The sequence below is a fragment of the Cellulomonas sp. KRMCY2 genome (genome assembly GCF_000526515.1).
GTDB lineage: Bacteria > Actinomycetota > Actinomycetes > Actinomycetales > Cellulomonadaceae > Actinotalea.
In genome coordinates, this window is sequence record NZ_JAGF01000001.1 from 1,979,821 (window position 1) to 1,993,094 (window position 13,274).

Consider the following 13,274-nt stretch of genomic DNA (forward strand, 5'->3'; position numbering starts at 1 on the left):
TCGGGTATAGCGGGTCGAAGACGACTCGCCCCCGCACCGCTGTGGGGACGGCGACAGCCGGGGGCTCCACGATGTACTGACCGCATCACCGCCGTGTCGCCGGCGCTGTGCGCCGCGTCGCCACGGGGGTCGACGTCGGCGGACGCCTGAACCAGGGCGAGCGCCGCGGCCCGGTGCGCTCGGTCCTCGCCGTCCCTCGGAGCACCGCCCTTCCGGGCGAGGGGACGCGCGACGAGGAGGTCGTTGAGATGGGACGAAAGCTTGCGGCAGCAGCCGCAGCCGTGGCAGTACTGGCACTGGCTGCGTGTGGCGGGACGACGGAGCCGGCGGACGATGCCACAGCCGCCGCCGACGGAGGTGGTGCCACCAGCAGCGGGGACCTGGTCGTCGTCGGGTTCTCCCAGGTGGGCGCGGAGAGCGGCTGGCGGGCGGCGAACACCAAGTCCATCCAGGACACGCTGACCGCCGACAACGGCTTCGACCTGAAGTTCTCCGACGCGCAGCAGAAGCAGGAGAACCAGATCCAGGCGATCCGTTCGTACATCGCCCAGGACGTCGACGTGATCGCGTTCTCGCCGGTCGTGGAGTCCGGCTGGGACGCCGTGCTCGAGGAGGCCAAGGCGGCCGGCATCCCGGTCGTCCTGACCGACCGGGCGGTCGACTCGCAGGACGAGTCGCTGTACGTCTCGTTCATCGGGTCCGACTTCGTCCTCGAGGGCCAGATGGCCGGCGAGTGGGTCGTCGAGAACCTCGGCAGCGAGCCCCTGAAGGTCGTCGAGCTCCAGGGCACGACGGGCTCGGCCCCGGCGATCGACCGCAAGGAGGGCTTCGAGGCGGCGATCGCAGGCAACGACAACATCGAGATCATCGCCTCGCAGACCGGCAACTTCACGCGCACCGAGGGCAAGGCGGTCATGGAGGGCTTCCTCCAGGCCAACCCTGAGATCGACCTGGTGTTCGCGCACAACGACGACATGGGCCTCGGTGCCATCGAGGCCATCGAAGCAGCCGGTCTCGTCCCCGGCGTGGACATCAAGATCGTCACGATCGACGCCGTGCACGACGGCATGCAGGCCCTTGCCGATGGCAAGATCAACTACATCGTCGAGTGCAACCCGTTGCTCGGGCCGGACCTGGCCGACATCATCGACAAGGTGATGGCCGGCGAGTCGGTCGAGAAGCGGATCGTCGTCGAGGACCTGGCGTTCGACCAGGAAGCTGCGATCGAGGCGCTGCCGACTCGCGAGTACTGATCGACGACCGGATCTGGTCACGACCGTCGGATCTCCCGCCGGTCGTGACCGCCGGCCCCGGCCCCGGCCGTGCACCCGCCTCCGCGGGGCACGGCCGGGTCGGGCCCGTACCGCCCGCACGGAAGGTCAACGATGACAGCGCCCACCCCGGTCGTGCAGATGACCGGCATCTCGATCGAGTTCCCGGGGGTCAAGGCCCTGCAGTCCGTGGACTTCCGGCTCTTCCCCGGTGAGGTCCATGCCCTCATCGGTGAGAACGGGGCCGGCAAGTCCACCCTGATCAAGGCCCTGACCGGTGTGTACGCCACCGACGCCGGCACGATCACCGTCGGTGGCGCACCGGCGGTGTTCAACGGGCCGGCACAGGCCCAGGCGGCCGGCATCAGCACGGTCTTCCAGGAGGTCAACCTCTGCGAGAACCTCTCCGTCGGCGAGAACATCATGCTCGGCCACGAGCCACGCAGGCTCGGCGGCATCGACTGGCGCACCCTGCGGCGCGACGCCAGCGGGTACCTCGCCCGGCTCGGCCTGACGATCGACCCGGCCTCGACGCTCGGGATGCACTCGCTCGCGGTCCAGCAGCTCGTGGCGATCTGCCGCGCGATGGTCGTCGACGCCAGGGTCCTGATCCTCGACGAGCCGACCTCCTCGCTCGACGCCGACGAGGTCGCCCGGCTGTTCACGGTGGTCCGCCAGCTGCGTGACGACGGCGTCGCGATCCTCTTTGTCTCGCACTTCATCGACCAGATCTACGAGATCTCCGACCGCATGACCATCCTGCGCAACGGGCAGCTCGTCGGCGAGTACATGACTGTCGACCTGCCGCGCCTCGAGCTGGTCTCGAAGATGATCGGCAAGTCCCTCGAGGTCCTCGAGGCCCTCGAGGAGGCGCCCAAGCGCAGCACTGCGCACGGCACGGATGCCGTGCCGCTGATGCGGGCCATCGGACTCGGCCGACGCGGCTCGGTCCAGCCGGTCGACCTCGACCTGTACGAGGGCGAGGTCGTCGGGATCGCCGGCCTGCTCGGGTCCGGACGGACCGAGCTGGCCCGCCTGCTGTACGGCGCGGACCACGCCGATGCAGGGCACCTGACGATCGAGGGCGAGATCACCCGGTTGCGCAGCCCGCGGGTCGCCATGAAGAACGGCATCGCGTTCTCCTCCGAGCACCGCAAGGCCGAGGGGCTCGTCGAGGACCTCACGGTGCGCGAGAACATCATGCTGGCCCTGCAGGCCGACCGCGGGTGGGGACGTCGGATACCCCGGCGCCGCGCCGACGAGGTCGTCGGCAAGTACATCGAGCTGCTGGGCATCCGGCCGACCGATCCGGACGCCATCGTCCGCAACCTCTCCGGCGGGAACCAGCAGAAGGTCCTGCTCGCGCGCTGGCTCGCGACCGCGCCGCGGATCCTGGTGCTCGACGAGCCGACCCGGGGGATCGACGTCGGGGCCAAGGCGGAGATCCAGCGCCTGGTCGCGGAGCTCGCGACCGACGGCATGTCCGTCGTGTTCATCTCGGCCGAGCTCGACGAGGTGCTGCGGCTGAGCCACCGGATCGCGGTGATGCGCGACCGCAGCAAGGTCGCCGAGATCGTCAACGGCGAGGACGTCGGCCTGGACGACGTCGTCGAGCTCATCGCCAGCGGGAAGGCCGCGTCATGACCCTCGTCCGGCACCGCCTCTTCTGGCCCGTCCTGGCCCTCCTGGTCCTCATCGTCGCGAACACGATCAACACGCCGTCGTTCCTCGAGATCCGGGTCCAGGACGGGCACCTCTTCGGCAGCCTGATCGACATCCTGCGCAACAGCGCGCCGCTGCTGCTCGTCGCGCTCGGCATGACGCTGGTCATCGCGACCCGGGGCATCGACCTGTCCGTCGGGGCCATCCTGGCGATCTCGGGCGCGGTCGCGCTGAGCTACATCGGCTCCTCGACCGAGCCCGGTGCGGTCCCGACAGTGCTCGTGGCGATCGGCCTCGCCCTGGCGCTGTCCTTCGTGCTGGGCGTCTGGAACGGCTTCCTCGTCTCGGTGCTCGGGATCCAACCCATCATCGCGACCCTCGTCCTGATGATGGCCGGACGCGGGATCGCGATGCTCATCACGGGTGGTCAGATCACGACGGTCAACAGCGCCCCGTACAAGACCATCGGCTCCGGCTACTGGGTGGGGCTGCCGGTCGCGATCCTCATCGCCGGGGCCCTGTTCGCGGTCGTCGCCCTGCTGACCCGGCGGACGGCGCTCGGCATGCTGATCGAGTCGGTCGGCATCAACCCCGAGGCGAGCCGGCTCGCCGGGGTGCAGTCGCGCAGCATCATCTGGACGGTCTACGCCCTGACCGGCGTCTTCGCCGGGATCGCCGGCCTGATGGCCAGCGCGAACGTGATGGCGGCCGACGCGAACAACGCGGGCCTGTTCATCGAGCTCGACGCGATCCTCGCCGTCGTCATCGGTGGCACGTCCCTGGCGGGTGGCAAGTTCTCCCTCGGCGGCACCCTGATCGGTGTGTTCATCATCAAGACCTTGACGCTCAGCGTGACGATCCTGGGCATCTCGCCGTCGGTCACCCCGCTCTTCAAGGCCATCGTCGTGATCGCCGTGGTCATCATGCAGGCGCCGATCGTGCGCTCGAAGCTCGCGGCGCGTCGTCGACCCGACGTCCCGGCAGCCGTGGAGGTGGCAGCCTGATGGCCGCGGACCAGATCGTGCACTCGCAGGAGACGGACGGCAGCACCGGCCGCCGCGCCGCGCGCCGCACCGGCCGGCCGGCGGTGGGCCGGATCACCGGACCGCGAGGACCTCGTCATGGCCTGGACCGGCGCTACCTGCCGGTGGTCGGCACCCTCGTGGTGCTGGTCCTGATGTTCGTGATCGGCGAGACCCGCTACGGCAACTTCCTGTCCGGCCGGGTCATCTCGAACCTCTTCATCAACAACTCCTTCCTCATCGTGCTCGCCGTCGGCCTGACCTTCGTGATCATCACCGGCGGGATCGACCTGTCGGTCGGTTCGGTCGTCGCGCTGTCCGGGATCCTGGCGGCCTCGCTGCTGCAGTCGGGGTGGCCGGCCGCCGTCGTCATCCCGCTGGTCATCCTCGTGGGCTCGCTGATCGGGCTGGTCGTCGGCCTGATGGTGCACGTGTTCGAGATCCAACCGTTCATCGCGACGCTCGCGGCGATGTTCCTCGCGCGCGGGCTGTCCTACGTGATCAGCCTGTCCTCGATCCCGATCATCGACCCGACCATCGTGTGGCTCTCGAGCTACCGCATCCCGATCGGCGAGACCTGGACGATCACGCCGAGCGGCATCATCGCCCTGTCGGTCGTGGTGGTGGCCTTCTACCTGCTGCACCACACGCAGTTCGGCCGCACGGTCTACGCGATCGGCGGCGGTGAGCAGTCGGCGATGCTGATGGGCCTGCCGGTCGCCCGGACCAAGGTGCTCGTCTACGTGATCAGCGGCACCTGCGCCGGGATCGGTGGCTTCCTCTTCTCGATCTTCTCCCGCTCGGGCTACTCGCTCACGGGTGTCGGCATGGAGCTCGATGCGATCGCGGCAGTGGTCATCGGCGGCACGATCCTGACCGGTGGCAGCGGCTTCGTCCTCGGGTCGCTGCTCGGTGTCATGGTGCTCGGCCTGATCCAGACGATCATCACCTACGAGGGCACCCTGAGCTCGTGGTGGACCAAGATCGTCATCGGCGGCCTGCTGCTGATCTTCGTGGTGCTGCAGCGCGCCCTGGTCGTCCGGCGCAGGTAGCGCCCCGAACCGCCCGTCAGAAGGTTGCAGCCTTCTGACGGGCGGCATTTCCATCGATGGAGACCGCTCAGGAGGGAGGTCCGGAACAGCGCCCGTCAACGGGCTCCCGCACACCCTTACCGAGTGCTTGGAGCATGATGATTCTCTCTCGACGGCGGTCCCTGGGGACCCCACTCGTAGCCTTCGTGACCGTTTTCACCCTCTCTGTCGCCGGGGCGGCCGGCGTGCTCGTCGCAGGTCCTGGTGCCGCACCCGCCGAGGCGGCCGCACCCGACGGCGTGCTGCCCGACGGGGCCTGGGTCGACGAGTTCGACGCCGGCACCCTCGACCCACGCTGGTCGATCCACAACGAGGCGGCGGAGCAGTGGCACCTCGACGACGCGACCGGCGCCCTCGTGCTCACCTCGCAGGCCGGTGACACCTACCAGGGCGACAACTCGGCCCGCAACGTCTTCCTGCTCGACGTCCCGGTCGGTGACTTCACCGTCGTGACCTCCGTCGAGGCACCCGTCTCGGCCGACTTCCAGGGCGCCGGCCTGATCGCCTGGCAGGACCCGGACAACTACGTGCGGGCCGGTGTGACCCACGTCAGCTTCGCCGACGGCGGTCCGGTCGTCATCGAGAACGGTGTCGAGACCGGCGCCGTGTACTCCTCGACGTTCACGGCGCGCCCCGGGTCGACGGGCGAGACGCTGCGCCTGCAGCGGGTCGGCGACCTCATCACGACCAGCTACTGGGCCGACGGTGCCTGGGTCCAGGCCGCGGCCGCGGCCGTGACCTTCGACACGATCCAGGTGGGCCTCTACGCGCTCGCGGCCGGTGGCGCACCGCCGCACCAGGCGGTCTTCGACTACGTCGGGCTGGTGGCCGCACCGGGCCAGGACGTGGTGCCGGACGGCACGTTCACCCTGAACGGCTCCGGCGACCTGCGGTACCTGACGGTCGCCGACGACGGCTCGCTGGGCCTGCGTGCGGAGCGTCCGTCGACCACCGTCGCGCTGACCGCCCAGGCTGCCGCGGACGGCGCGCTCACCCTGCGCACAGCGGCCGACGACCGGCCGGTCCGGGTCGTGGACGGGCGGCTGACCCTCGGGGAGCCCGGCTCACCGGCCGATCTGCTGCGCCTGACCGACGCGGGTGGCGGACGCCTGTACCTGCGCACCGGTGACTCCACCGTTGACGCCGGCTACCTGGGCGTCGTCGACGGCACCCTGGTCGTCGGGGTGCTCGCGGATGCGGTGCGCCTGACTCTCGCCGTGGTGTCGGAGCAGCAGGCTTCGGTGACCATCGACGGCGACGCGACCAGCATCGAGATGAGCCCGGATCTCTACGGGCTCTTCTACGAGGACATCAACTACGCGGCCGACGGCGGCCTGTACGCCGAGCTCGTGCGCAACCGGTCCTTCGAGTTCGCGGCGACCGACAACGCGTCCTTCACGGGTATGACCGCGTGGGAGACGGTGACCCGCTCCGGGGCGACCGGCACCGCGACGGTCGTCGAGGACGACGGCCGGCTGAACGACAGCAACCGCGCCTACCTGCAGGTTCAGGCGTCCGGGCCGGGCGTCGGCGTCCGCAACGCCGGCTACAGCACGGGTCTGGCCGTCACCGAGGGCGCGGCGTACGACTTCACCGTGTGGGCCCGCTCCGCGCAGGCGCAGACCCTTGCCGTGCAGGTCGAGTCGGCCGACGGCGCCACCGTCCACGCGGCCGGGACCGTCGACGTCGACGGCTCCGACGAGTGGAAGCAGTACGCGGTCACCCTCGCCGCGACGTCGACGACGACAGCGGGGCGGCTCGCCGTCCTCTCGGGTGCTGCGGGGAGCCTCGCCCTCGACATGGTGTCGCTCTTCCCGGCGGACACCTGGGACGGCCCCGTCAACGGGCAGTACGGGCTGCGGGCCGACATCGCCGAGATGATCGCGGCGATGGAGCCCTCGTTCCTCCGCTTCCCCGGTGGCTGCGTCACCAACGTCGGCACGTTCGACACGTACGCGGACTCCGGCTACACCGACCGTCGCCGCACCTACCAGTGGAAGGAGACGATCGGCCCCGTCGAGCAGCGGCCGACGAACTGGAACTTCTGGGGCTACAACCAGTCCTACGGCATCGGCTACTACGAGTACTTCCTGTTTGCCGAGGACCTCGGCGCCACGGCGCTGCCGGTGCTGTCCGTCGGCGCCAACGGGTGCGGCAGCACGATCCCCGAGATGACCGATGACGAGCGGATCGAACGCTGGGTCGCGGACACCGTCGACCTGATCGAGTTCGCCAACGGTGACGTCTCGACCGAGTGGGGCGCTGTCCGGGCCGGCCTCGGCCACCCCGAGCCCTTCGGGATGCGCTACATCGGGCTGGGCAACGAGGAGAACACGACGACCTTCGAGGCGAACTTCCCACGGTTCCGGGACGCGGTCGAGGCCGCCTACCCGGACATCACCGTCGTGTCGAACTCCGGGCCGGACGACACCGGTGCACGGTTCGACGCCCTCTGGGAGTTCAACCGCGAGCAGGGCGTCGCGATGGTCGACGAGCACTACTACAACGACCCCTCGTGGTTCCTGGCGAACACCGGCCGGTACGACGACTACGACCGCGACGGCCCGCACGTGTTCCTCGGCGAGTACGCGTCGCGCGGCAACACGTTCTGGAACGCCCTGGTCGAGGCCGCGTACATGACCGGCCTGGAACGCAACTCCGACCTGGTCGAGCTGGCCTCGTACGCGCCGCTGCTGGCCAACGAGGACTACCTGCAGTGGTCGCCGGACGCGCTCTGGTTCGACAACGACGAGGTCTGGGGGTCGCCGAGCTACTACGTCCAGAAGCTCTTCTCGACCCAGCGCGGCCAGCAGGTCGTACCGAGCACGGCGCAGGGCGGTGAGGTCGTCGCCCCCGACATCAGCGGTGGGGTCTTCCTGTCCACCTGGTCGACGAGCGCGGCCTACGACAACCTCACGGTGACCTCGAACGCGACCGGTGAGGTGCTGTTCGCCGACAGCTTCGACGACGCCGGCCAGTGGTCGCCCCAGCAGGGCAGCTGGGCGGTCGCCGACGGTCAGTACGTGCAGTCGTCGACGTCGGTCACCGACGCCCGCAGCATCGTCGCCGACGCGTACACCCGAGGCTGGACGGACTACACCCTCGAGCTCGACGCGCGGAAGGTCGCCGGCAGCGAGGGCTTCCTGATCGGCTTCGGGGCGACCGCGCCGAACTCGTTCTACTGGTGGAACCTCGGCGGGTGGAACAACACCCGGTCGGTGCTGCAGAAGGCCGACAACAGCTCGGCCGGAGAGGTCGCGGCGATCGAGGGCCACACGATCGAGACCGGGCGGACCTACCGGGTCACGGTCGAGGTGAGCGGTCGCACGGTCCGGCTCTCCCTCGACGGTGTGCTGCAGATGGAGTACACCGACCCGGTGCCGACGTCCGCGCTGCACCAGGTGGTGACCAGGGACACCGCATCGGGTGACCTCGTCGCCAAGCTCGTCAACACCTCGGAGCACACCCTGCGCACGGCGATCGAGATCTCGGACGTCGTCGTCGGGTCGACCGGTACGGCGATCGAGATGACCGGTGCGCCCGGCCAGACCAACACGAAGTCCGACCCGACCGCCGTGGTCCCGGTCGAACGGACGGTCACCGGTCTGTCGAACAGCTTCGGCTACGACCTGCCGCCGTACTCGATCACCTTCCTGCGGATCCGGACCAGCCCGGTCGTCCCCGACACGGTGGCGCCGGAGGTCTCGCTCGCGCTGGACCCGGCCGAGCCGTCGGGTGCGAACGGCTGGTACACCGGGCCGGTCACCGCCACGGCGTCGGCGACCGACGACAGCGGGCTGGCGCCGACCGTCGAGGTGGACGTCGGCACGGGCTGGGTCGCGTACACCGGTCCCGTCGTCCTGGACCAGGACGGCAACGTCGACGTGGCCGCACGTGCGACGGATGCCGCGGGGAACGTCTCGGAGCCGGTCGTCGCACCGGTGCGGATCGACGCGACGCCCCCGACCTCGACGGCGACCGTCGACGAGGTGGCTCGGACGGTGACCCTCACCGGTCAGGACGAGACGTCGGGGCTCGACCGGCTCGAGTACCGCGTCGACGGCGGCGCGTGGGCCGTGGCCACGGGGCCGGTCACCGTCGGTGCGCAGGCGACGGTCGTCGAGCACCGCGGGGTCGACGTGGCAGGCAACGTCGGGCAGGTCGGCACTGTGCAGGTGCCGCCCGATGCGGACCTGGTCGGCACCCGCGTGCTGGGGGTGGCGATCCCGGGTGCGGTGCGGGTGGGCTCACCGGCGCTCGTCGTCGCGACGGTGCGCCCGGTCAGCCCGCGGCCGAGCGGTGCGGCCGTCCGGCCGTCGGGCACTGTCGAGGTCGTGGCCGGCGGGGCGGTGATCGGCTCGGCGACGATCCGGTACGGCGTCGCCCTGGTGGTCGTCGACACCTCGGCCCTCCCGGTCGGCCGGCAGTCGCTCGTCCTGGCCTACAGCGGGGACGACCGGTACGCCGCGTCGAGCGGAGCGGTGTCGCTGACGGTCCTGCGAGCCCGGAGGTGACCGGTGCATGACCGGTGCACAGTGACCGGTGGGGTCCTGGCTGCGACGCACGCAGGCAGGACCCCACCGGCTGTCGCCGCGGTGGTGGCCGCGCAGTGGTGGCGCGCAGTGGTGGCGCGCAGTGGCGGCGGTGCCGGTGCCCGGGCGTGTCAGGGCCGCGCGGCGAACCGTTCGAGCAGGTCGGCGTGGCCGGAGACGATCAGCAGGTCGTTGGCGGAGATCCGGGTCTCCTGGGTCGCGTAGACGAAGTCCTCGCCCGGCGGCTTGACGCCGATCACGGTGACGCCGTACCGCTTGCGGATCTGGGACTGGGCGATCGTGAACCCCTGCGTCTCGCGCGGGGGCCGCATCTTGACGATCGTGAAGCCGTCCTCGACCTCGATGTAGTCGAGCAGCTTGCCCGAGACGAGGTGGGCCACCCGGCTGCCCGCGTCGGACTCGGGCAGGACGACGTGGTGCGCGCCGATCCGCTGCAGGATCCGCGCGTGCTCGGGTGTGGTGGCCTTGGCCCAGATCTGCGGGGTCTCGATGTCGACGAGGTTGCCCGTGATGAGCACGCTCGCCTCGAGCGAGGTGCCGACACCGACGACCGCCACCGGGAAGTCGCGCGCGCCCAGCTGCACGAGCGCCTCGGGGTTCGTCGCATCCGCCTCCACGAGCGGGAACCGTCCGGTGTAGTGGTGAACCAGAGCGGCGGACCGCTCGACCGCCAGGACGTCGTGCCCGAGGCGGTCCAGGGTCAGGGCGATCGCCGAGCCGAACCGGCCGAGACCGATGACGAGCACGCCCGCGTCGCGGGGATGGCGGTCCGCGTCGGCCCTCGAGCGGCCGGTCGTCCGGCCCGTGCCCGGGTCGGTGGGGTGCAGGCGGTCCGTGCCGCCACGTCCGTCGGCCGGGATCTGGCCGTTCGCGTCGCGGCCCTCCGGTGCTGGTGTGTCAGCCAATGATCGGCCTCTCCTCGGGGTACCGGATGACCCGGCGCCGGTCTCGCAGCGCGAGGGCGGCTGCGAGGGTCATGGTTCCTGTGCGCCCGACGAACATCAGGGCGGACAGCACGTACTTGCCGGCCTCCGGCAGCTCGGCGCTCAGCCCCGTGCTCAGACCGACCGTCCCGAACGCCGAGATGACCTCGAAGAGCACGACGTCCAGCCTCGCTCCGGTGATCTCGAGGAGTACGAGGGCGGCGACCAGGACGATGGTGGCGCCGATGAGGAAGACCGCGACGGCCAGCCGAAGCGTCTCCCGCGGGATGCGCCGACCGAAGGCCTCGACGTCGCGGTCGCCGCGCGCCTCGGAGATGATCGCCAGCATCATCACGGCGAGGGTCGTGACCTTGATACCGCCCGCGGTCGACGCGCTGCCGCCACCGACGAACATCAGGGCGTCGGTCATCAGCCACGAGGACTCGTGCATGTCGGCGACGTCCACCGCGGAGAACCCGCCCGACCGGGGCATGACGCCGGCGAAGAGGGCGGCCAGGAGCTTCGACGGCCAGCTGAGCGGCCCGAGGGTGTCGACGTTGGTCCACTCCATCGCGCCGATCAGCACAGCGCCGACGACCACGAGTGCGGCCGACGTCGTCAGGGTGAGCTTGGTGTGCAGGCTCCACCGGCGGACGTCGCGCCGTCGCCGCGCGATGTTCAGGATGACCGGGAAGCCGAGCGAGCCGATGAAGACCCCGATCAGCAGCGGGAGGCCGAGCCACCAGTCGGCGACGTGCGGGGCGAGCCCGTCGGCCGTGGGGACGAAGCCCGCGTTGTTGAACGCCGAGACCGCGTAGAAGACACCGTGCCAGACGGCCTGACCGATGTTCTCGCCGAGCATGGCGAAGCGGGGGATCAGGGCGAGGGCGATGACGGCCTCGATCGTGGTCGAGGTGATGACGACCACGCGGAGCAGCGATCCGACCTCACCGAGACCGGACCGGGTCTCCGATGCGGTGAGCAGCTTCTGGGTCAACCCGATGCGCCGCGAGACGGCCATCCCGAGCAGCGACGCGAGGGTCATCACCCCGAGGCCGCCGATCTTGATCCCGACCAGGATGACGACCTGCCCGAACAGCGACCAGTAGGTCCCCGTCGACACGGTGGTCAACCCGGTCACGCACACGGCGGAGACCGCTGTGAACAGGGCGTCCGCGACGTGCGCGGAGTGACCGTCGGCGGTCGCCTGCGGCGTCAGGAGGAGGGCGGTGAAGACGGCGATGACGCCGGCGAAGACGATGAGCACCAGACGAGCCGGTGAGCGGCGGGCGATCTGGTCGACGAGCTCGCGGCCGAGGACGAGTGGGCGTGGGAGCTCCATCTCCACCCTCCCGCACCTGTGCTGACCCGGTCGGTCGGCGTGGGCCGCCGACGGCATCGATGAGACGACATCTGACCTGCCAACTCTGGCACGTCGGCCCGAAGGCTACCGCCCGGCGCGCTGCGGCGCCGGGACGCACGGGCGCACCGGCTCACCGGCGCACCGGTTACGGTGAGGCATGGCGCAGACACACGTCGTGTGGTCGACCGCGATGCTGGGCTACGACTTCGGCCCGCAGCACCCGATGGCGCCGCTCCGCCTCGACCTGACGTTCCGGCTCGCGCGTCAGCTCGGCGTGCTGGATGCGCCGGGCGTCGAGCTCGTCGAGACCGCGCCCGCGTCGGACGAGCTCCTCGCCACGGCGCACGAGTGGCACTACATCGAGGCCGTCCGGCGTGCGGAGGCCACCGGCGAGCCGGATCTCGACCACGGCCTGGGCACCGAGGACGACCCGATCTTCGCCGGCATGCACGAGGCAGCCGCCCGCGTCGTGGCAGGCAGCGTGACTGCGGCGACGGCGGTGTGGCACGGTACGGCGGCGCACGCGGTCAACCTCGCCGGTGGCATGCACCATGCGATGGCCGACCACGCCTCCGGCTTCTGCGTCTACAACGACGTGGTCGCGGCCATCCGCGCGGTGCTCGCCGAGGGCGCGCACCGGGTCGCCTACGTCGATCTCGACGCCCATCACGGCGACGGCGTCGAGCGCGCGTTCTGGGACGACCCCAGGGTGCTGACGATCTCCGTGCACGAGAGCGGGCACACGCTGTTCCCGGGGTCGGGCCATCCGACGGACGTCGGCGGGCCGCACGCGCGCGGCTCGGTCGTCAACGTGGCCCTTCCGGCGCGCACGGCGGACACCGGCTGGCTGCGGGCCGTCGGCTCGGTCGTCGTGCCCCTGGTGCGGGCGTTCGCGCCGGAGGTCGTGGTGAGTCAGCACGGCTGCGACGCCCACGGGCTGGACCCGCTGACCAACCTCGCCGTGTCGGTCGACGCCCAGCGCGAGGCGATGATCCTCGTGCACGACCTGGCGCACGAGGTCGCCGGCGGGCGCTGGCTGGCCGTCGGCGGTGGCGGGTACGCGGTCGCCCAGGTGGTGCCCCGGATCTGGACGCACCTGCTGGCCATCGCGGCCCACGTGCCGCTGGACCCGGTGACACCGGTGCCGCGGGCGTGGTGCGAGCACGTCGAGGAGGTGCTCGGCTTCCCGCCCCCGGAGCTGATGGGCGACGAGGGCGATGCCGCGCCGCCGCGTCCGTGGAGCGCCGGCTACGACCCGGGGGACGACGTCGACCGGGTCGTCCTGGCCACCCGGCAGGCGGTCTTCCACTGGTTCGACCTGGACCCGCTGTACGACTGATCGACCCGCCGACCGGCCGATCGGGTGCGCCGTCCAGGGCTGCCCGGACT

Annotated in this window: 8 protein-coding genes; 6 read left to right on the top strand and 2 right to left on the bottom strand. The window is 70.7% G+C overall.

From position 1 onward, the window contains the following. Nucleotides 1–248: 248 nt before the first annotated feature. The 5 genes from K415_RS0109640 to K415_RS23455 all read left to right on the top strand — a co-directional run bounded on the left by K415_RS0109640 (nucleotide 249) and on the right by K415_RS23455 (nucleotide 9,560). Nucleotides 249–1,253: an ABC transporter substrate-binding protein gene (locus tag K415_RS0109640; protein WP_024286849.1), complete on the top strand. Its 1,005-nt coding sequence runs from the start codon at nucleotides 249–251 to the stop codon at nucleotides 1,251–1,253. Nucleotides 1,254–1,385: 132 nt separating this feature from the next. Continuing rightward, nucleotides 1,386–2,915, top strand: a complete 1,530-nt coding sequence (locus K415_RS0109645) for a sugar ABC transporter ATP-binding protein (RefSeq protein WP_024286850.1) — start codon at nucleotides 1,386–1,388, stop codon at nucleotides 2,913–2,915. After that, nucleotides 2,912–3,937 carry an ABC transporter permease gene (locus tag K415_RS0109650; RefSeq protein WP_024286851.1) on the top strand — a complete coding sequence of 342 codons (1,026 nt, stop codon included), beginning with the start codon at nucleotides 2,912–2,914 and terminating at the stop codon, nucleotides 3,935–3,937. Before K415_RS0109645 ends, K415_RS0109650 begins: the two co-directional genes overlap by 4 nt. Then, on the top strand, nucleotides 3,937–5,007 hold the full coding sequence (gene yjfF, locus K415_RS0109655; RefSeq protein WP_024286852.1) for a galactofuranose ABC transporter, permease protein YjfF: 1,071 nt from the start codon (nucleotides 3,937–3,939) through the stop codon (nucleotides 5,005–5,007). The genes K415_RS0109650 and yjfF overlap by 1 nt, the downstream gene beginning before the upstream one ends. A gap of 185 nt (nucleotides 5,008–5,192) precedes the next feature. After that, a complete protein-coding gene (locus K415_RS23455) occupies nucleotides 5,193–9,560 on the top strand; it encodes an alpha-L-arabinofuranosidase C-terminal domain-containing protein (protein ID WP_024286853.1) in 4,368 nt (1,455 codons plus the stop codon). Between the two features lie 149 nt (nucleotides 9,561–9,709). On the opposite strand, the gene K415_RS0109670 is transcribed toward K415_RS23455, so the two are convergent. Both K415_RS0109670 and K415_RS0109675 read right to left on the bottom strand, forming a co-directional pair. Continuing rightward, a complete protein-coding gene (locus K415_RS0109670; RefSeq protein WP_029663512.1) occupies nucleotides 9,710–10,345 on the bottom strand; it encodes a TrkA family potassium uptake protein in 636 nt (211 codons plus the stop codon). Nucleotides 10,346–10,496: 151 nt separating this feature from the next. Further along, entirely contained in the window at nucleotides 10,497–11,864 is a 1,368-nt protein-coding gene (locus K415_RS0109675; protein WP_024286855.1) for a TrkH family potassium uptake protein, read from the bottom strand. Between the two features lie 178 nt (nucleotides 11,865–12,042). Here K415_RS0109675 and K415_RS0109680 point away from each other — a divergent pair, with 178 nt between their 5' ends. Beyond that, complete coding sequence (locus tag K415_RS0109680; RefSeq protein ID WP_024286856.1) at nucleotides 12,043–13,224, top strand: acetoin utilization protein AcuC; 1,182 nt, start codon at nucleotides 12,043–12,045, stop codon at nucleotides 13,222–13,224. Nucleotides 13,225–13,274: the final 50 nt, after the last annotated feature.